This window comes from Streptomyces avermitilis MA-4680 = NBRC 14893, assembly GCF_000009765.2.
Classification (GTDB): domain Bacteria; phylum Actinomycetota; class Actinomycetes; order Streptomycetales; family Streptomycetaceae; genus Streptomyces; species Streptomyces avermitilis.
In genome coordinates this window covers 5,293,315-5,312,579 of record NC_003155.5, presented here as the reverse complement: position 1 = coordinate 5,312,579, position 19,265 = coordinate 5,293,315, and the positions used below count along the sequence as shown (strand labels likewise).

17 protein-coding genes and 2 tRNA genes are annotated in these 19,265 nt (G+C 68.3%); 5 read left to right on the top strand and 14 right to left on the bottom strand.

What is annotated here, in order from left to right:
* Position 1 precedes the first annotated feature (1 nt).
* Genes SAVERM_RS22420 through SAVERM_RS22400 form a run of 5 tightly spaced genes read right to left on the bottom strand, consistent with a single transcriptional unit; the run spans position 2 to position 3,727 of the window.
* Entirely contained in the window at positions 2–1,351 is a 1,350-nt protein-coding gene (locus SAVERM_RS22420) for a class E sortase (protein ID WP_010985761.1), read from the bottom strand.
* The gene (locus SAVERM_RS22415) at positions 1,348–1,986 is read right to left on the bottom strand and encodes an aminodeoxychorismate/anthranilate synthase component II (RefSeq protein ID WP_010985760.1); all 639 of its coding nucleotides are present in this window, start codon (positions 1,984–1,986) and stop codon (positions 1,348–1,350) included. Before SAVERM_RS22415 ends, SAVERM_RS22420 begins: the two co-directional genes overlap by 4 nt.
* The gene (locus tag SAVERM_RS43360; protein ID WP_042494480.1) at positions 1,983–2,144 is read right to left on the bottom strand and encodes a hypothetical protein; all 162 of its coding nucleotides are present in this window, start codon (positions 2,142–2,144) and stop codon (positions 1,983–1,985) included. The genes SAVERM_RS22415 and SAVERM_RS43360 overlap by 4 nt, the downstream gene beginning before the upstream one ends.
* Before the next feature lie 31 nt (positions 2,145–2,175).
* Entirely contained in the window at positions 2,176–2,868 is a 693-nt protein-coding gene (locus tag SAVERM_RS22405; RefSeq protein ID WP_010985758.1) for a class E sortase, read from the bottom strand.
* A gap of 46 nt (positions 2,869–2,914) precedes the next feature.
* Positions 2,915–3,727, bottom strand: coding sequence for a DUF881 domain-containing protein (locus SAVERM_RS22400; protein WP_010985757.1), 813 nt, complete (start codon positions 3,725–3,727; stop codon positions 2,915–2,917).
* 142 nt (positions 3,728–3,869) lie between these two features.
* On the opposite strand from SAVERM_RS22400, the gene crgA reads away from it, so the two are divergent.
* Positions 3,870–4,124 carry a cell division protein CrgA gene (crgA, locus tag SAVERM_RS22395; protein WP_010985756.1) on the top strand — a complete coding sequence of 85 codons (255 nt, stop codon included), beginning with the start codon at positions 3,870–3,872 and terminating at the stop codon, positions 4,122–4,124.
* 282 nt (positions 4,125–4,406) lie between these two features.
* On the opposite strand, the gene SAVERM_RS22390 is transcribed toward crgA, so the two are convergent.
* Together SAVERM_RS22390 and SAVERM_RS22385 are read right to left on the bottom strand one after the other, a co-directional pair.
* Entirely contained in the window at positions 4,407–5,291 is an 885-nt protein-coding gene (locus SAVERM_RS22390) for a rhomboid family intramembrane serine protease (RefSeq protein WP_037647826.1), read from the bottom strand.
* A 237-nt stretch (positions 5,292–5,528) separates the two neighbouring features.
* Complete coding sequence (locus tag SAVERM_RS22385; RefSeq protein WP_010985754.1) at positions 5,529–6,089, bottom strand: peptidylprolyl isomerase; 561 nt, start codon at positions 6,087–6,089, stop codon at positions 5,529–5,531.
* A gap of 403 nt (positions 6,090–6,492) precedes the next feature.
* On the opposite strand from SAVERM_RS22385, the gene SAVERM_RS22380 reads away from it, so the two are divergent.
* Positions 6,493–7,194 (top strand): DUF5324 family protein, encoded by a 702-nt coding sequence (locus tag SAVERM_RS22380; protein ID WP_010985753.1) that lies wholly within the window; start codon positions 6,493–6,495, stop codon positions 7,192–7,194.
* A 408-nt stretch (positions 7,195–7,602) separates the two neighbouring features.
* On the opposite strand, the gene SAVERM_RS22375 is transcribed toward SAVERM_RS22380, so the two are convergent.
* Positions 7,603–7,675: transfer RNA gene (locus SAVERM_RS22375), tRNA-Ala, on the bottom strand.
* 182 nt (positions 7,676–7,857) lie between these two features.
* Between SAVERM_RS22375 and SAVERM_RS22370 the strand changes: the two genes are divergently transcribed.
* Together SAVERM_RS22370 and SAVERM_RS22365 are read left to right on the top strand one after the other, a co-directional pair.
* Entirely contained in the window at positions 7,858–8,406 is a 549-nt protein-coding gene (locus SAVERM_RS22370) for a helix-turn-helix domain-containing protein (protein WP_010985752.1), read from the top strand.
* A 199-nt stretch (positions 8,407–8,605) separates the two neighbouring features.
* Complete coding sequence (locus SAVERM_RS22365; protein WP_010985751.1) at positions 8,606–10,300, top strand: protein kinase domain-containing protein; 1,695 nt, start codon at positions 8,606–8,608, stop codon at positions 10,298–10,300.
* On the opposite strand, the gene SAVERM_RS22360 is transcribed toward SAVERM_RS22365, so the two are convergent.
* Entirely contained in the window at positions 10,301–11,806 is a 1,506-nt protein-coding gene (locus SAVERM_RS22360; protein ID WP_010985750.1) for a hypothetical protein, read from the bottom strand.
* A 248-nt stretch (positions 11,807–12,054) separates the two neighbouring features.
* Positions 12,055–12,183, bottom strand: coding sequence for a DLW-39 family protein (locus tag SAVERM_RS43980; protein ID WP_003999697.1), 129 nt, complete (start codon positions 12,181–12,183; stop codon positions 12,055–12,057).
* A gap of 336 nt (positions 12,184–12,519) precedes the next feature.
* On the opposite strand from SAVERM_RS43980, the gene SAVERM_RS22355 reads away from it, so the two are divergent.
* Positions 12,520–12,867 (top strand): DUF6344 domain-containing protein, encoded by a 348-nt coding sequence (locus SAVERM_RS22355; protein WP_010985749.1) that lies wholly within the window; start codon positions 12,520–12,522, stop codon positions 12,865–12,867.
* 334 nt (positions 12,868–13,201) lie between these two features.
* Here SAVERM_RS22355 and SAVERM_RS22350 read toward each other — a convergent pair.
* From SAVERM_RS22350 to gyrB, 4 genes are all read right to left on the bottom strand, one after another.
* Positions 13,202–13,278 (bottom strand) — tRNA-Ile (locus SAVERM_RS22350).
* Positions 13,279–13,398: 120 nt separating this feature from the next.
* On the bottom strand, positions 13,399–14,136 hold the full coding sequence (locus SAVERM_RS22345) for a DUF3566 domain-containing protein (RefSeq protein WP_037647730.1): 738 nt from the start codon (positions 14,134–14,136) through the stop codon (positions 13,399–13,401).
* Positions 14,137–14,152: 16 nt separating this feature from the next.
* Positions 14,153–16,747: a DNA gyrase subunit A gene (gyrA, locus tag SAVERM_RS22340; RefSeq protein WP_010985747.1), complete on the bottom strand. Its 2,595-nt coding sequence runs from the start codon at positions 16,745–16,747 to the stop codon at positions 14,153–14,155.
* 42 nt (positions 16,748–16,789) lie between these two features.
* On the bottom strand, positions 16,790–18,868 hold the full coding sequence (gene gyrB, locus SAVERM_RS22335) for a DNA topoisomerase (ATP-hydrolyzing) subunit B (RefSeq protein WP_010985746.1): 2,079 nt from the start codon (positions 18,866–18,868) through the stop codon (positions 16,790–16,792).
* Positions 18,869–19,265: the final 397 nt, after the last annotated feature.

The following is a 19,265-nucleotide window of genomic DNA, read 5'->3' as shown; positions in this document are numbered from 1 at the left end:
CTTACTCGACGAGCGCGTCCGGTTTGCCCTTGCTGCGCGGCCGTTCCTCCACCATCTTGCCCCACACGATCATCCGGTACTTGCTGGTGAATTCGGGGGTGCAGGTGGTGAGAGTGATGTAGCGGCCCGGCTTCGTGAGACCCGATCCCGGGGGTATCGGATTCAGCACGCTCGTGTTGCTGGGCGGCGTCACCGGCAGGATCGACGTCATCTTGTACACGAAATACGTGTCCTGCGTCTCCACGACGATCGCGTCGCCCGGCTTCAGACGGTTGATGTACCGGAACGGCTCACCGTGCGTGTTGCGATGCCCCGCCAGCCCGAAGTTGCCCGTCTTGGCGTCCGGCATCGCCGTCTTGGTGGCCCCTTCGGCGTAGTGCCCGACCATCCCGCGGTCGAGCACCTTGGTCTTGCTGGTGCCCTCCGCGATCGGCGCGACCACGTCCAGCTTCGGAATGTCCAGGATGGCGAAGCCCTGGCCCGGCTCGAACGCCCCCGGCTTCCGCTTGCCGCTCGCCCAGTCCTGCTGGAGGTGGTTCGTCTCACTGCCGGCCTGCTGGTGCGCCCTGACGTTCGACCACCACAGCTGGTAGGTGACGAACAGCAGCATGAGCACACCGGTGGTGATGAAGACCTCGCCGACCATCCGGCTCGCGATGACCCCCGCACCGGGCTTGCTCGCACGCGCCGCCCGCCGTGCCTCCATCCGCGAGCGGGGAGCCCCGTCGGCCGCCCCAGGCGCATCAGAGGCCCCAGAAGGCCCTTCGGGCGCCTCCTGGGCGCCGCCGTGCCGTCCCTGCCTCCGGGCGGCCTTCCGGCGCGCTGCACGGCCTCCTGGAGCGGATATGGGCGCGCTCCCGGCACCGCTCGCCCCACCATCGGCCATGCGCCGCGCCTCGGCGACGTCCGCGGCCCGCAGCGCGACCGTCCTGTCGTCCAACGGCGGCGCCATCGCGACCGGTTGGTCGTGCGGCGGCGGTACGGGGGCGGCCACCGGCCCGGGGTACGGCTGCGGCACGGGGGCGGGCACCTGCCCGGTGTAGGGCGGCGGGGCCACCGGCTCCTCGTACGACGGGTAGTACCCGGCCTCCTGCACCGGCGCCGCCGGCGCCGCGTACGCCCCCTGCCCGCCCTCGTAGGCCGGGTGCCCCGCGGGCCCTGCCCCCGGGAGCGGATCGTTCAGCGGATCGGACAGCTGCTCGACCGCGGCCGCGAACGCACCGCGCTGCTCGAACGCGCCGGGCACCTCGAACGCACCGGCGGCCTCGTACGGCTGCTGCCCGTACGAGGAACCGTGTTCTCCGGCGTCTCCGTACGCGCCGGATTCGCGCTCGGGGCGCAGCGCGGTCACGCCGTGGCCCTGCCCACCACCGGGGCGAGCCCCGCCGACCTCGCCACGGCATCCGTGTCGCCGCACTCCACCAGCCAGTTGGCCAGCATCCGGTGACCGTGCTCGGTCAGCACCGACTCGGGGTGGAACTGCACGCCCTCGACCGGGAGTTCACGGTGCCGGAGCCCCATGATGATCCCGTCGTGCGTGCGGGCCGTGACCTCCAGCTCGTCCGGCACGGTCCGGGGCTCGGCCGCCAGCGAGTGGTAGCGCGTCGCCGTGAAGGGCGAGGGAAGCCCCGAGAAGACGCCCTTGCCCGTGTGCTCCACGAGTGAGGTCTTGCCGTGCAGCAGCTCGGGCGCCCGGTCCACCACACCCCCGTACGCCACCTGCATGGACTGCATGCCGAGGCAGACCCCGAAGACGGGCACGCCGGTCGCCGCGCAGTGCCGGACCATGTCGATGCAGACACCTGCCTGCTCGGGGGCACCGGGGCCGGGCGAGAGCAGGACGCCGGCGAAGCCGTCCTGGGCGTGCGCGGTCGACACCTCGTCGTTGCGCAGCACCTCGCACTCCGCACCCAGCTGGTACAGGTACTGGACGAGGTTGAAGACGAAGCTGTCGTAGTTGTCGACAACGAGAATGCGCGTACTCACTGGCCGTCCACCGTCACGTCGTTGAAGGGCAGCAGCGGTTCCGCCCAGGGGAAGACATACTGGAAGAGGACGTAGACCACAGCGAGAACGAGTACGAGTGAGGTCAACGCCCGCACCCAGAGGTTCCCCGGGAGATGCCGCCAGATCCAGCCGTACATGCCGTCCCTTCCGTCGCCGTACCGCACCAGACTAACGGCGTAGAGCCTCCGGTTTCCCGGCCTCCACAGGCTGTGTGGAGTCGAGATGCGCCCAGACGATCAGCCGGTGACTGTGTCCCCACTCCGGCTCACACGTCGTCAGCGTCAGATAGCGGCCCTCGCGCTCGTACCCCGATTTACGTGGCACAGGGTCGATGACCTCAACGTCCGTCGGCACGGTCTTGTAGGGCCCGGTGTCGATGACGTACGTGAACCATGTCGTCCCGTCCGTCAGCACCACCTCGTCGCCGTGCCGCAGCTTGGGAAAATCTTTGAAGGGATCGCCGTACGTGCGCCGGTGACCGGCGACCGCGAAGTTGCCCTTCTGACCGAGCCGCGCGGTGTTCGCGTAGTGGCCGAGCCCCTTCTTCAGGACTTCCGTTCCGGTTCCTTCGAGCACGGGCTTGTTCCACGTGAAACCAAGACGCGGGATGTACATCACGGCGAAGGGCTTGCCGTACGTGTAGGGGGCGGGCTTCTCGGGACTCGTGCGGGCGGAGGCGCCGGGCGCGGCCGTCGGACGGACCGTCCCCTTCGACCACTGTTCCTGGAGCACATCGACCTGGTGGCCCATCGCGCTGTCGGCCTTCACGCCGGTCCAGAAGAGGACGTAGACCACGAAGAGAACGATCAACGTGCCGAGGGTGATGCACAGTTCGCTGACGGTCCTGACGATCACGCGCACCGGCAGCTCCTGAAGGGCCTGCGGGACCTACGCGGGCCTACGCGGCCTACTCGACGGGTTTGGCGTAGTGCAGATCCACTGTGCCCGAGTAGCCGGGAAGAGTCACCGTCCCGTTCTCGGTGACTTTCCAGCCGAGGCCGTACACATTCACGTACACCATGTAGTTCTGGATCGCCTGGGAAGCGGCGAGGGACTCCTGGAGCTTGTCCGGGTCGCCGATCGCCGTGATCTTGTACGGGGGCGAGTAGACGCGGCCCTGGAGGATCAGGGTGTTGCCGACGCAGCGCACGGCGCTGGTGGAGATCAGCCGCTGGTCCATCACCTTGATGCCCTCGGCGCCGCCCTGCCACAGGGCGTTCACCACGGCCTGGAGGTCCTGCTGGTGGATGACCAGGTAGTCGGGCTGCGGCTCGGGATAGCCGGGCAGCTTGGCCGTGGCGTTCGGCGGGGCGTCGTTGAGCGTCACCGTGACGGCCTTGCCCTTGAGCTTCTGGGTGCCGGCGCTCTTCTCCAGCGCCGCGAGCTTCTCCTCCTCGGCCTTGGTGTTGCCGCCACCGCGCTGGGCGAGGGCCTCGACGTCGTCGCGCAGCGCGGCATTGGACTCGTCGAGCCGGCCGTTCTTGTGGCTGCGTTCCTGAATGAGGTCGGAGAGCTTCAGCATCGAGGCATCCGTACGGATATTGGTGCCTTTGGCGGTGTTGAAGCTGGTGAAGAAAATGAGGCCGGCGAGCGCGAACACGGCCACCGTGAGGACGCGGACGGGCGGGAAACGACGGGGGCGGGCCGCCTCGGAGTCCGAACCGGAACCCGTTTCGGGGGAACCGGAACCCGTTCCGTGGGAGTCGGCAGTATTGCTCAACGTACCCTTATCTCCTTCGGCGCCGCGGAAGCACTACGCTAACGGACGCCCGGGGGAGCACTCAGTGTCCCCTTGTACGCTGCCCCGGAGCCCGCCCCAGTTCCCTGCGCGGCCACGCAGCGCATCGACAGGAGAGACCCTCGTGCCGAAGTCACGTATCCGCAAGAAGGCCGACTACACGCCGCCGCCGTCGAAGCAGGCGACGAATATCAAGCTGGGCAGCCGCGGCTGGGTCGCCCCGGTCATGCTCGCCATGTTCCTCATCGGTCTGGCCTGGATCGTCGTCTTCTATGTGACCGACGGGTCACTGCCGATCGACGCCCTGGACAACTGGAACATCGTGGTGGGCTTCGGCTTCATCGCCGCTGGATTCGGCGTCTCGACCCAGTGGAAGTAGCTGCTCCGAAATAGCTCTGCCCAGGGCTGTTCACCGAGTTATCCACAGGCTTGTCCACATGGGGAAAAGAAAGACGATCTGTGGATAACCCATCGAGTGTTGACGCCGGTGTGACTGACTTACCGGTATCCGCAAGCCTGTTCGCCCCCTGTCTGACCTGGGGAAACTCCGGTCAGTAACAGGGGGCACGCTTGTTCCCCACTGCTTGCACAAGATCCGCCACACACTGTGGACAACCCTGGGTACAACCTCGGGCTAGGGCCCGTCTGCGGCTGCCCCGGCTCAGGTGAGCTGGATGGTTCTGAGGACCGTCATGAGGACCACGGCGGCCAGGACCAGGCCGCTGACCCCGAACTGGATGAGGGTCCGCCGGTCACGCGGTGCGTGGACCATCGCATAGCCGACCACCACTCCGCCGACGAGCCCGCCGATGTGCGCCTGCCAGGCGATGTTGCTCCACCCGAAGGTGAAGATCAGGTTGATCACCAGCAGCGCGATGACCGGGCGCATGTCGTAGTTGAGCCTGCGCATGAGGACGGCGGTGGCGCCGAAGAGCCCGAAGATGGCGCCGGAGGCGCCGAGCGAGGGCTGGTTCGGGGCGGCGATCAGATAGGTGAGCCCGCTGCCCGCAAGACCGGAGACGAAGTAGAGGGTGAGATAGCGGATACGGCCGAGGGCCGCTTCCAGGGGGCCGCCGATCCACCACAGACTGAGCATGTTGAACAGGATGTGGACATAGCTGTGGGGGTCGTGCAGGAACATCGCGGTCAGTAGCCGGTACGACTGCCCCTCGGCGACACCTTGCAACGAACCGAGAAGTGGCACGTAGGCGCGGCCGAGGAGTTCGAAGCGCTCGGTGAAGCGATCACCCACGGACAGCTGGACCAGGAAGACCGCGAGGTTGAGGCCGATGAGGATCTTGGTGATCAGCCTCGGGTCCGCGGCCACGGTGCCGCCCGCGATCGTACGGGGCTGGGTGGCCGTCGGAGCGTGACCGGTGCCGGAGCCCCCACGGACGCACTCGGGGCACTGGAAACCGACCGAGGCGTCGACCATGCACTCGGGGCAGATGGGGCGCTCGCAGCGGGTGCAGCGGACGCCGGCCTCGCGGTCCGGGTGCCGGTAGCAGGTGGGCACGCCCTGGGCGTTCTGTGGTTTCTGGTTCATGGGGTCGTCCATGTGGGGTCCCCTCATTTTTCCGTACGACGGCTGCGTGACGGCCACGTGAAAGCCCACCCGGCTTCCGCGTGGGCAACGCACCGCCCCGCGCCATGCTTACGGATGAGCGGGGCGTTTGGTTCCCTTCGCGGCTCTTCTGAGTCCTTTGGAGTGCCCTGGAATGCCTTGGGGACCCTTGGAGACCCTTGAAGTCCTCTGGAGCCCGCCGTGCGAGGCCGCTTCTGCTCAGCCCTTGCGGAACTCGACGGCCCCTCGGCCCTCGCGGGTCTCGATGACGACCGACTCGATGACGATGTCGCTGACGGGGCGCTTGGTGCCCGGGTTGGTACGGGTTCCCGCGATCGCGTCCACGACCTTCTGGCTGGCCACGTCGGTCACCTCGCCGAAGATGGTGTGCTTGCGGTTCAGCCAGGCCGTCGGGGCGACGGTGATGAAGAACTGGGAGCCGTTGGTCCCCGGGCCCGCGTTGGCCATGGCCAGCAGATACGGCTTGTCGAAGCGCAGGTCCGGGTGGAACTCGTCCTGGAACTGGTAACCGGGGTCGCCGGTGCCGTTGCCCAGCGGGTCACCGCCCTGAATCATGAAACCGCTGATCACCCGGTGGAAGACCGTGCCGTCGTAGAGCTTGTCCTTGGACTTCTCACCCGTGGCCGGGTTGGTCCACTCACGCTCACCGGTCGCGAGCTCGACGAAGTTCCGGACCGTCTTGGGCGCGTGATTCGGCAGCAGCCGCACCGCGATGTCGCCTTGGCTGGTCTTCAAGGTGGCGTAAAGCTGCTCGGCCACGATCTGCCTTCCGTTGCCTTGTGTGGGCACCGATCCTCGCACGCACGGCGCGAGGCACGGCCCGACTGACACCTCCGGCCGAATGCCCCGGAGCCGGTCTTGCAGAAAACCGGAGCCGGTCACCCAGAAAAGCAGTCGAGTAGTGCCGGGACGGGGGCACGGCACGACGATCCGTGGCATTGTCGTCACCAAGGTCCCGTTGAACCTTATTCATCCGCTATCTCACTTGATCGGCTCTTGTTAGTAGATCAACCCCGGAGTCCGTTTCCATGACCCGGATGCCTGCCCTCACATGCCTCAAAGTCCCCTGAGGGGCATGATCCCGTTAAGGGTGGAAAGGTGAACTGTGTCTTTCGGGGGACACCCTGCCCCCCTGAAGTACGCCACCGAGGAGGAGGAACCCGTGACCCGCATCGAAAGCGTGCGCGCCGCGACCGGCTCGGCGAAGGACAGCGTGCTGCACGCCGCGGAAGTGGTGGCGCCCTACGCCGACACGGCCAAGGACAGGGCCTCGCACTACGCGCAGGAAGCACGCGTACGGCTTGCGCCCAAGGTGTCCCAGGCCGCCGACCAGGCCCGCGTCCAGTACGACGTCCATCTGGCGCCGCGACTGGAGCAGGCCCGCGCTCATGTGCCGCCGAAGGTCGACCAGGCCGCGCACGACGCCGCTGTCCTTACCCGTAAAGCTGCCCGGCAGGCCGCCGACTACTCCCGCCCGAAAATCGAGCAGGCAGTGGCCGCGGCCGGTCCAGTACGCGAGGAGGCCGCGGCCCGGAGTGTCGCCGCACTGGCCGCGCTGCGCGGCCAGGTCTCACCTCAGGAGATCCAGAAACTGGTCCGCAAGCACGAGCGGCGGGCCCGGGTCGGCCGCGTCGCCAAGGGGCTGGCCATTCTGGGCATCCTGGCAGGCGGCGCTTTCGCCGCCTGGAAGTGGTGGGACAAGCAGGCCAACCCCGACTGGCTGGTCGAACCGCCCGCCGCGACCGAAGTACCGGCAAGTGACCGCCTGGCGTCGGTCGACGGCACCGGTCAGTCCGTCCTGGACCCCGAAGTCCAGGTCAAGGAAGCCGAGGAGGACGCGGCTGATCGCGACGAGCACCGCTGAGTCCGGCTTCGGCCATATGCGTCAACAGTGCTGTGGGGCAGGAGACTTGAGAGTCTCCTGCCCCACAGCACTGTTTCACGTGGAACCAGAAGCGCCCGTTTACGTACCCCGCGCACGATGACGTTTGCAACGACCCATGTGCGCAAGTTCCACACACATTCCACTAACGGAGCGCATTCTTCTGGTTACGTACCACCAAAGCGCCAGCTCACGCCGGGCACTCATATCGGCACAGTCCTCATGGACACGTCAGCGAGAGCTCTCACGGCACCGCCGCCCGATCGGACGCTCGACATCCATTTGCGCAATGAAATGCAAAGCCAGCAAATTATGTGACGTGACGCGCGCCACAGCGGGGCATGCAAAAACCGGCCAGCCGCCGCGAGGGCGTCTGGCCGGTCCGAGGTGTGGAGCCTAGGGGAGTCGAACCCCTGACATCTGCCATGCAAAGACAGCGCTCTACCAACTGAGCTAAGGCCCCGGAAGAGGAGCGTCCGGCAGTGGAAAACACATCCCACCGGGCACCGAGGACCAGAGTACCGGGTCACCCCCGGTATCTCGCAAAAAGATTGGGGGTCCCCGTGGGCAACCACTCTCCGTAAGATGCTCCACGTGGTTCGCTACAGCGAACCACGGTACTTGGGGAAGCGATGGGGAGACGCAATGGACGCCGCACAGCAGGAAGCAACCGCGAGAGCGCGGGAGCTGCAGCGGAACTGGTACGGGGAGCCACTGGGGGCGCTCTTCCGTAGGCTCATCGAGGATCTCGGGCTCAACCAGGCTCGTCTCGCGGGGGTACTGGGACTGTCCGCACCGATGCTGTCGCAGCTGATGAGCGGTCAGCGGGCCAAGATCGGCAACCCCGCGGTGGTCCAGCGGGTGCAACTCCTGCAAGACCTGGCGGGGCAGGTCGCGGACGGCAGTGTCAGCGCCGCCGAGGCGACCGAGCGGATGGACGAGATCAAGAAGTCGCAGGGGGGCTCGGTGCTCAGCAACACCACGCAGTCGACAAGCAGTTCAGGCGCGCCCACCGTCAAGCGGGTGGTTCGTGAGATCCAGTCGCTGCTGCGCTCGGTGGCGGCGGCAGGAGACATCATCGACGCTGCGGACACTCTCGCCCCGAGCCACCCGGAACTGGCAGAGTTCCTCCGGGTGTACGGCGCGGGCCGCACCTCCGACGCGGTCGCCCATTACCAGTCCCACCAGAACTGAGCCACCGCCCGGCCACCGGGGACTTCCACGCGGGGGTGCGTGGAAGTCCCCACCGCCGGACGCCGCACACGGCATCCGGCGGGTCTCCGGTACCGGGCTCGCCGGACACCTTTTGCGCGTCGGCGTCCCGTGAAGCCGGGAGCCGAGGGCCGAGGTACGGCCGCCCGACCGACTGCCGAAGGGGGAACGACGTACGACCATGGGTGAGGTCTTCGCCGGACGGTACGAACTGGTCGACCCCATCGGGCGCGGGGGAGTCGGTGCGGTCTGGCGCGCCTGGGACCACCGGCGGCGCCGTTATGTGGCCGCCAAGGTGCTGCAGCAGAGCGACGCACACGCGCTGCTGCGCTTCGTACGCGAGCAGGCCATGCGGATCGACCACCCGCATGTGCTCGCACCCGCCAGCTGGGCCGCCGACGACGACAAGGTCCTGTTCACCATGGATCTGGTCGCCGGGGGCTCGCTGGTCCATCTGATCGGTGACTACGGTCCGCTGCCCCCGTCGTTCGTCTGCACCCTGCTCGACCAGCTCCTCTCGGGGCTCACCGCGGTGCACGCGGAGGGGGTCGTGCACCGCGACATCAAGCCGGCCAACGTGCTGCTCGAAGCCACCGGCACGGGTCGGCCCCGGCTGCGCCTGTCCGACTTCGGCATCGCCATGCGCCTCGGCGAACCGCGGCTGACGGAGACCAACTACGTGGTGGGGACGCCCGGTTACCTGGCGCCCGAGCAACTGATGGGCGACGAGCCGGACTTCCCGGCCGACCTGTTCGCCGTGGGGCTGGTCGCCCTGTATCTGCTGGAGGGCGCCAAGCCGGACGCCAGGGCACTCATCGAGTACTTCCTGGCGAACGGCACTCCCGCGGCGCCCCGGGGCATTCCCGAGCCGCTGTGGCAGGTCGTGGCCGTGCTGTTGCAGCCGGACCCGGCCGCGCGGTTCCGCACCGCGACGGGGGCGCGCAAAGCGCTCGCCGCGGCCGCGGAGCTGCTGCCCGAGCCCGGCCCCGACGACGAACTCGTCGAGATCTTCGACCAACTCGGCCCGCTCCCGCCCGGATTCGGCACCGACGGACCGCTCAAGAGGGCTCCGGGGGTGACGGCGGCGCATGCCGTGCCTCAGCGGCCCGGCCGGGACGCCACCGGGAGCACGCCGTCCGGCGACGACTCCAGCTCCGGCCCCCGCCCGGAACGGCCGAACCAGCGCCCGAACCGACGGCACCACGACCCGGGTGCCGCGTCGGGGGCGGCATCGGGGGCCGCGCCGGGGACGGGCAGCACCGGTGCCGTGCGGCCGGCCGAAGACTGCGGTGAGGTAAGGCCGACCACAGGCTCCAGCCACATACCCCCTGAGCCCGATTCCGGTCCCCCGCAGCCCGGGCCGCCCACGCCCCTTCCCCCACCGCCGAACTCCGCGCCCCTCCCGCCGCAACCGGCATCAGCTCCCGGTTCCGCTCCCGGCCCCGTACAGATGCCGCCGCTGCCCGACGCGACGCCCTCGCGCTCCTTCACCATGTCGGACACCGGCAGTTTCCATCTGCCGCCGCCCCGGCCGTCCACGCCCGTCAGGCCCCAGCCCCTTCCCGAGCGGCCGCCCACTCCCCCCGCCTCGGTCGCGCTCCCGTCGCCGGCCTACGCCCCGCACCTCGAACCCACGCGTGTGCCCTCTCCCCGCCCGTCCGCGGCCCCCGCCGCCTCGGTGCAGCACCACGCGTACGCCTCCGCCGGTGCGCACACCGCTCCAGCCGCGCAGGTTCACACCCGGCCACAGGCGATTTCCCGGCGTCGTCGCAGGCGCCCCAAGCGCCCGGGCCCGCCGGCGAAGGTCGCCGTGCCGGTCCTGCTCCTCGCGCTGGCCTGCTTCGCGGTGGGCTTCTGGGCACTGGCACAGCTCTGACTACCAGGCCCGCGGCGGGCCGTACTCCCCTCGTACGACGGGAGCCGCCCCCATCGCCGCGCCGTCGGACACCGCCCGGCGGCGGGCCACCGCCGTCCACACCACGAGCGCCAGCACCAGCAGGCTCCCCGTGCCGATCCCGCCCACGGCGACCAGCGTCATCGTGCCGTCGTCACCGGTTCGCGCACCGTCGGCGCCCGTCTCCGCGGCCCCCGTGCCACCGCCCGTGGCCCCTCCGGACGCGCTTCCCGTCGTACCGCCCGGCACGTTTGCGGTGCTGCCCCCCGCCCCGGCGGCCGCCTCCTCCCGGTCCTGCCGGGTCACCTCGAACACACCGCTCGGCTCGGCCTGCCCCGCGTACGACGGACCGGAACCCGCCGTACCGCTCACCCGCACGCGCAGCGTCAGCCCGAACGGCCCCTTCCCGAACTTGTCCGCGACGGGAGCGCCGAGATGCACCGCGAGGTAGTACCAGCCCGCGAAGCGCATCCCGCTCACCCGGTTCTGCACGGCGTGCCGGTTGTCGTAGGCGACGGGAGGCAGCGGATCGAGCGCGGCCGAGGTCTGGTCGCCGCTGTAGCCGGAGCCCACGTCGTCGACGTATCCGCGTACCGGGTTGTAGAGCGACATGGTGAGCGCGGTGCCCACAAAGCCGTCGCCGCCGGTCGAACTGCCCGTCTCCGCGGTGGCGTAGAGCTGTTGCCCCCAGTCGACGGGCACCTTGTAGAACAGTGTCTGTCCGGGCCGGACCGCGTCCTTCCAGACCCCTTGCCCGAGGGCGGCCGCCGAGGCGAAGCCGGCGCCTCCCGCGCGGCGCGTCGCGTCGCCCACGAGGGCTTGCGGGGAGGCGGAGTTCCATGCCTCGGGCGCGCTCGTCGCACCGGAGCCCGCCGCTTTCTTGAGGGCGGGTTCGGACACGTAGTCGAGTTCCAGGTCCCAGTCGCCCGGCGCGGATCCGGGCGTGGTGCGGCGTTCGACGACCACGTAGTACGTCCCCGCCTGCTTGCACAGATACGTGTCGGGCCCGACTTCGCGCGACGCCCACGCGGCGATCGGGTGCGGGCTCTGCGTGGCGCCGAAGTGGGCGGCCCCGGTGGAGCAGGTATGGCTGTCGGCATCCTGCACGGACACTTTGAGGCCGTCCGACGAGGTGACGGTCGCCGCCGTCCCGGGGACCGCGGTCACGGAGACGTACGCGTCGGCGGTGGCGTCGAGTTCGAGGCGGTAGTAGAGCTTGCCGCCATCACGTACGGCGCTCCTGTAGGTCCCTCCGGGCTCGAGCCGTACGGCGTCCGTGGTGCCGGTGGCGCCCTTCACCGTTCGCGCGTCCTCGGCGAAGGCGTACGGCGTCGGCGTGCCGGCCGCCGTCGCCGTCTGGGGCAGCGCCACCGTGACGCACAGGGCCGCTCCGGCCGCCGCCGCCAGCGCCCGGCCGCGTCGCAGCACCCCGTGCCACCCCGCCGCGCGTCGCGCTTCCGTACGCCACCACCCCGTGCGCCGCCCCATGACGCGCCCCCTCGCCGTAGCCCGGACCGTCGACCATCCTGCCCCGCCCGTCACGCGGCCGCCCGCGCATTCCTCCCGAGCGGCCGAAACGATCCTCTCCACGGGGCCGGAATTTGCCGTCGCAAGCATTTGCTTTGCCATCGTGAACCCGGGTGCCCGCCACGAGCCGCGCCGCCGCCCCCGTACAACACAAAGCCCCGACCGCACCGGCGGTCGGGGCCTGCTCTGAGACTGTTGTCTGTGGCTACTCACGAACCCGTGGGCACGGAGTCAGTCGCCTCCGTCCACAGATCCTGCTCGGCGCGATCCGCCTGGATCTGGCGGTACACGAGGAGCCCGCCGATGGCGGCCAGTGCGACCAGGAGAAGCTTCTTCACCGCGCGACCTCGTCTTTCTTTGACGTAGGGGACCTCTGGCGCCCGACTATACACACCGACCGATATCGATCGGTGACCTGCATCGGCCCCCAACTGCCGCCCGGAATACAGCTGTCCGGCCGGAGGGCGTCATTCTGATCTCAGGGTGATCACACGTCACAGACTGTGACTTTCCGTGCTCTTCCTTGCTTTCAGGGACTTTCCAGGCCCCTTGCGTCCATCCGAGTGGTGTTGATCGGAAGATCGACGCGCCGCGGGCGTCGGTCCACCACTTCGCGGCCCCCATACACATCATGAGGAAAGTACGCAAATCGCCCGACCCGAAAGTGAGGGGCCATGGCCCAGAACAAGGTCATGAAGCTGTGGACCGCCATCGTCACCGCCTTCCTGGCGCTGTGCACGACGCTCGGACTCATCACGACGACCGCCGCCGCGGCTGTACCGCAGAGCGGGACCACGCGCAACGGCAACGCCACCGTGACCGCACCGGCGATGTTGTCCCACGGGATGTGGTCCTACGCCCGGTCCCTGCCCCCCACGATGAAGCAGCGCATCCGCGCCGAGGCGCACGGCTCCTCCCCGAGCTGCCGCCACCGCCCGACCTCGGACGACACCGCCACGGACACCGCCGCCCTGCGCGCCCAGGAGACCCCCGCCGAGCCGGACGCGCCCCTGCGGCACTGAGCACGCCGCTCTCCGCCCCGACCGACCGATCGACGCGATCGTCCGACCTCCTGACGTAGCGGCGAACTTGCGTACAACGCGACACAGGAAGACCCCAGGAACGAAGGCCCGGCACCTCGGAAGAGGTGCCGGGCCTTCATCGTGCCCGACACTTTCTCCGTGTCGCCGTGCCCGACACCTTCTCCGTGTCTGTATGCCCGACGCCTTCTCCGCCCGGCGCCGGCCGCTGAGGTCCCGCGTTGCCCGACACTGTTCGTGCGGCGCCGATGCCGGTGCTGATGTCAGCCGTAGACGCCAAAGACCCCCAACCATGACTGGTTGGGGGTCTCTGTGCTGGTGGGGCTAACAGGATTTGAACCTGTGGCCTCATCCTTATCAGGGATGCGCTCTAACCAACTGAGCTATAGCCCCGCCGCGCCTTGCGGTGTATGTCCCGCGCGCTGACCTCTGAAGATTAGCGCACGACGTGGCCAGTCCCAAAATCGATAGTTCCCGGGACCTCGCAGGCGCCGTTCACAGGCTCGACAACGTTTACTCGTCCTCGGCCAGCGTCAGCTCGATGCCGCCCACGGTGGCCGCGGAGAGGTTGTAGATGAACGCGCCGAGGGTCGCCAGCGCGGTCGCGAGGACGACGTCGATGACCGCGATGATCGTCGTGAACGTCAGAACGTGCGGCAGCGACAGGTACGCCTGCAGATCGAAGCCGTTGGCCTCGTTCGAGCCGGTGGCCTCGGAGATCGTGCCGCCGACGGTGGAGAAGACGCCCATCGCGTTCATGACCATCCACAGCACCGCTGATGCCACGATCGTGCAGATGCCCAGCGCGATGGAGAGCAGGAAGCTGACCTTCATCACCGACCACGGGTCGGCCTTGGCCACCCGCAGCCGCGCCTTGCGCGTACGGGGCGCGGTGCGCGCGCCGGTGCGGGGGCGGCGTACGGCACCCGCCGGAGCCGGCTGGTAGGCCTGCGGCGGGTGGTACGGCCCCGCGGGCTGCGGCTGGCGCTCCCCCGGCAGCGGAGAGCCCGCCGCAGTGGCGGCGGAGGCCGGAGCCTGGGCCGGTGCGCCGGCCGACGCGGCACCCGGCGCGGCCGGGCCCGCTCCAGCCTTGGGCTGCTGGGCCTGCGGGCCTCGGGTGTCCGTCACAGTTCCCCCCTGGGATCCATGAGAATCATGGGAGTCAGTCGAATCCGTGGCGGAGCCACGGCCGCCGTCCGTTTCCGTACCGGTTTCCGTACCGGTCGCTCCGGCGCCCGTGGCTCCGCTCACGATGACTCACTCCTCGCTACTCGTCCGAGGACTGCTCGCCCTCGTCCGTACCGGCGGCCTCGATGCCCTCGGTGGTCTCGTCCACGGCATCGCCACCGTCGACTTCCTCCGCCTCGCGGCCGGCCTCGGCATTACGAGCGATGCCGACGACGGCATCGCGCTTGCCCAGGTTGATCAGTTGGACGCCCATGGTGTCACGGCCCGTCTCCCTGACCTCGTTGACTCGCGTACGAATCACACCACCGGACAGCGTGATGGCGAGGATCTCGTCGGTCTCCTCGACCACCAGCGCGCCGACGAGCGAGCCGCGGTCCTCGACGATCTTGGCGGCCTTGATACCGAGGCCACCGCGACCCTGGACGCGGTACTCGTCGACGGCGGTCCGCTTCGCGTACCCACCGTCTGTGGCAGTGAACACGAACGTACCGGGTCGAACAACATTCATCGAGAGCAGCTCGTCCCCCTCACGGAAACTCATGCCCTTGACGCCCGAGGTGGCACGGCCCATGGGCCGTAGCGCCTCGTCGGTCGCGGTGAACCTGATCGACTGTGCCTTCTTGCTGATCAGAAGCAGGTCGTCCTCGGCCGATACGAGTTCGGCTCCGATCAGTTCGTCGTCGGAACCGTCCTCCGTCTCACGGAGGTTGATCGCGATGACACCGCCGGAGCGGGGCGAATCGTAATCCTTCAGAGGCGTCTTCTTGACCAGCCCGCCCTTGGTGGCGAGCACCAGGTAGGGCACCGCTTCGTAGTCGCGGATCGCGAGGATCTCGGCGATCGCCTCGTCCGGCTGGAAGGCCAGCAGGTTGGCGACGTGCTGGCCTCGCGCGTCCCGGCCGGCGTCCGGGAGTTCGTACGCCTTCGCGCGGTAGACGCGGCCCTTGTTGGTGAAGAACAGCAGCCAGTGGTGCGTCGTCGACACGAAGAAGTGGTCGACGATGTCGTCCTGCTTCAGCTTCGTACCGCGTACGCCCTTGCCGCCGCGCTTCTGCGAACGGTAGTCCTCGGTCTTGGTCCGCTTGATGTAGCCACCGCGCGTGATGGTGACGACGATGTCCTCTTCGGCGATGAGGTCCTCGATGGACATGTCGCCGTCGAAGGGCACCAGCTTGGAGCGGCGGTCGTCGCCGTACTTCTCGACGATCGCGGCGAGTTCCTCGCTGATGATGCCGCGCTGGCGCACGGGCGAAGCGAGGATCGCGTTGTACTCGGTGATCTTCGCCTGGAGCTCGTCGTGCTCCTGAATGATCTTCTGACGCTCCAGGGCGGCCAGCCGGCGCAGCTGCATCTCGAGGATGGCGTTGGCCTGGATCTCGTCGATCTCCAGGAGGCCCATCAGGCCCTCGCGTGCGATCTCGACGGTGTCACTGCGCCGGATCAGCGCGATGACCTCGTCGATGGCGTCCAGGGCCTTGAGGAGGCCGCGCAGGATGTGCGCGCGCTCCTCGGCCTTGCGGAGCCGGAACTTCGTACGGCGGACGATGACCTCGATCTGGTGCGTCACCCAGTGGCGGATGAACGCGTCCAGGGAGAGGGTGCGCGGCACGCCGTCGACGAGCGCCAGCATGTTGGCGCCGAAGTTCGTCTGCAGGTCGGTGTGCTTGTACAGGTTGTTCAGGACGACCTTGGCGACCGCGTCCCGCTTCAGGACGATGACCAGGCGCTGGCCGGTGCGCGAGGACGTCTCGTCGCGGACGTCGGCGATGCCGCCGACCTTGCCGTCCTTCACGAGGTCGGCGATCTTCTGCGCGAGGTTGTCGGGGTTGACCTGGTAGGGGAGCTCGGTGACCACCAGGCACTGGCGGTTCTGGATCTCCTCGACCTCGACGACCGCGCGCATCGTGATGGAGCCACGGCCCGTGCGGTACGCCTCCTCGATGCCCTTGCGGCCCACTACGAGGGCACCACTCGGGAAATCGGGGCCCTTGATGCGCTCGATCAGCGCGTCCAGGAGCTCCTCGTGGGAGGCCTCGGGGTTCTCCAGGTACCACTGGGCGCCGGACGCCACCTCGCGCAGATTGTGCGGCGGGATGTTGGTCGCCATGCCGACCGCGATTCCCGCCGAGCCGTTGATCAGCAGGTTCGGGAAGCGGGCGGGCAGAACGGTCGGCTCCTGCGAGCGGCCGTCGTAGTTGTCCGTGAAGTCGACGGTCTCCTCGTCGATGTCGCGGACCATCTCCATCGACAGCGGCATCATCTTGCACTCGGTGTACCGCATGGCGGCCGCGGGGTCGTTGCCCGGAGAACCGAAGTTGCCGTTGGAGTCCACCAGCGGCATCCGCATCGACCACGGCTGCGCGAGGCGGACCAGCGCGTCGTAGATCGAGGAGTCGCCGTGCGGGTGGTAGTTGCCCATGACGTCGCCGACGACACGGGCGCACTTGTAGAAGCCCTTCTCGGGCCGGTAGCCGCCGTCGTACATGGCGTACAGCACACGGCGGTGGACGGGCTTGAGACCGTCCCGTACGTCGGGCAGCGCGCGCGACACGATGACGGACATCGCGTAGTCGAGGTACGAGCGCTGCATCTCGGTCTCGAGCCCGACGGGCTCGACACGCAGGGCGATCTCGCCCTCTTCTTCAGGAGTGCTCGGAGTGTTCTCGTCGGTCATTGCTGGTGAAGATCCTTCCTGATGCGGTCAGCTGAGACCGACTCAGATGTCGAGGAAGCGGACGTCCTTGGCGTTGCGCTGGATGAACGCGCGGCGAGCCTCGACGTCCTCGCCCATCAGGACCGAGAACAGGTCGTCGGCCTGGGCGGCGTCATCGAGGGTGACCTGGCCGAGGACGCGGTGCTCCTGGTCCATCGTCGTGATGCGCAGTTCCTCGGCGTTCATCTCACCGAGACCCTTGAAGCGCTGGATCGAGTCTTCCCTGACGCGCTTGCCCGCCTGGCGGCCGAGCTCGATCAGGGCGTCGCGCTCGCGGTCCGAGTACGCGTACTCGAAGTCGTCCCGGCCCCACTTGAGCTTGTAGAGCGGCGGGCGGGAGAGGAACACGTGCCCGGCCTCGACCAGCGGCCGCATGAAGCGGAACAGGAAGGTCAGCAGCAGGGTGTTGATGTGCTGGCCGTCGACGTCGGCGTCCGCCATCAGGATGATCTTGTGATAGCGGAGCTTCTCGATGTCGAAGTCCTCGTGGACTCCGGTACCGAAGGCGGAGATCAGCGCCTGGATCTCCTGGTTCTGCAGGATCTTGTCGATCCGCGCCTTCTCGACGTTGAGGATCTTTCCTCGGATCGGGAGGATCGCCTGGTACTGCGGGTTGCGGCCGGACTTGGCCGAACCGCCGGCGGAGTCACCCTCGACGATGAAGATCTCGCACTTGGTGGGGTCGTTCGACTGGCAGTCGGAGAGCTTGCCCGGCAGGGACGCCGACTCAAGGAGGCCCTTGCGGCGGGTGAGGTCACGCGCCTTGCGGGCCGCCACGCGCGCGGTGGCCGCCTGGATCGACTTGCGGATGATGTCCGCGGCCTCGTTCGGGTTGCGGTCCAGCCAGTCGTTGAGGTGCTCGTAGACCGCCTTCTGGACGAAGGTCTTCGCCTCCGTGTTGCCCAGCTTGGTCTTTGTCTGGCCCTCGAACTGCGGCTCGCTCAGCTTGACCGAGATGATCGCGGTCAGACCCTCGCGGATGTCGTCGCCCGTGAGGTTGTCGTCCTTCTCGCGCAGCAGCTTCTTGTCGCGCGCGTACTTGTTGATCAACGAGGTCAGCGCCGCGCGGAAGCCCTCCTCGTGCGTGCCGCCCTCGTGGGTGTGGATGATGTTGGCGAAGGAGTACACGCCCTCGGTGTAGCCGCTGTTCCACTGCATCGCGACCTCGAGGGACAGGCTCTTGTCCCTGTCCTCGGCCTCGAGGTCGATGACGGTGGGGTGCACCGCGTCTCCCTTGCGGGAGTTGAGGTACTTCACGAAGTCGACGATGCCGCCCTCGTAGTGGTACGTGACGGTCTTGACCTCGTCCTTCTCGTCCGCACCCGCCTCGTCCGCCCCGGCGGTGGCCTTCGCCGACTCGCGCTCATCAGTGAGTTTGATCGTCAAACCCTTGTTGAGGAACGCCATCTCCTGGAAGCGCCGTGAGAGCGTCTCGAAGGAGTATTCGGTGGTCTCGAAGATGTCCGCGTCGGCCCAGAAGGTGACCGAGGTGCCGGTCTCGTCCGTAGCCTCGTTCTGGGAGAGCGGGGCTGTCGGGACGCCCATCTTGTATTCCTGCGTCCAGCGGAAGCCGTCGGTCTTGACCTCGACGGAGACCTTGCTCGACAGGGCGTTCACGACGGACACGCCGACGCCGTGCAGACCGCCGGAGACCGCGTAGCCGCCGCCGCCGAACTTGCCGCCCGCGTGCAGGACCGTCAGCACGACCTCGAGGGCCGGCTTCCCCTCGGAGGGGACGATGCCCACGGGGATGCCACGGCCGTTGTCGATGACGCGCACGCCACCGTCGGCGAGGATCGTGATGTCGATCGTGTCCGCGTGGCCGGCCAGCGCCTCGTCGACGGAGTTGTCCACGACCTCGTACACAAGGTGGTGAAGTCCGCGCTCACCGGTCGAGCCGATGTACATACCGGGTCGCTTGCGGACCGCGTCCAGACCCTCGAGGACGGTGATGGCGCTGGCGTCGTACGAGGCTGTGACTTCGCCGTTCGAGGCTGCGACCTCGCCGATCGAGGTGTTGGCCTCGCCGTTGCCGGCGTCGGTGGACGGGATGTTCTCGTTGGGGTTGCCGGAATCGGCCACGAAGCGCCCTTTCTGGCACAGCACAAGCCGATCTCCCGGCGGGTGGCCGGAGCGGCTGCGGCGTGTTGCGTTGGTAAGCCTTAGTCAGCGTTGCACACCATTTCCCGAAGGTCCCCACTAGTGGGGCGGGATTAGCTTCCAGTCTACCGGTAGCGCCGACAGTGATGGGGGTTTGCCGGTACCTGAGTCCGCATGTGCCGCCCTCAACCGGTCTCGGCCGACTCCCCATATACGGAACGGGGCTCCAAGAGGCTCACAGAGGCACTCAGCGCTTCCGGGTGTCAACCCTTGGCTACTGCGGAGTCAGGAAGATCTTCGCAACCGCACGCGGTCGGCCCCGGCCGACGGCGTGGGCCGGTCGTGGCAAGCGATGAGCGACGACTCGGGGCCGGTCCCG

Coding starts and splice junctions, on each gene's coding strand:
- SAVERM_RS22360 (WP_010985750.1), bottom strand. CDS start 11,806: ATGGGGCGGCGCACGGGGTGGTGGCGTACGGAAGCGCGACGCGCGGCG.
- SAVERM_RS43360 (WP_042494480.1), bottom strand. CDS start 2,144: ATGTACGGCTGGATCTGGCGGCATCTCCCGGGGAACCTCTGGGTGCGG.
- SAVERM_RS22390 (WP_037647826.1), bottom strand. CDS start 5,291: ATGAACCAGAAACCACAGAACGCCCAGGGCGTGCCCACCTGCTACCGG.
- SAVERM_RS22355 (WP_010985749.1), top strand. CDS start 12,520: ATGGCCCAGAACAAGGTCATGAAGCTGTGGACCGCCATCGTCACCGCC.
- SAVERM_RS22365 (WP_010985751.1), top strand. CDS start 8,606: ATGGGTGAGGTCTTCGCCGGACGGTACGAACTGGTCGACCCCATCGGG.
- SAVERM_RS22370 (WP_010985752.1), top strand. CDS start 7,858: ATGGACGCCGCACAGCAGGAAGCAACCGCGAGAGCGCGGGAGCTGCAG.
- gyrA (WP_010985747.1), bottom strand. CDS start 16,747: ATGACCGACGAGAACACTCCGAGCACTCCTGAAGAAGAGGGCGAGATC.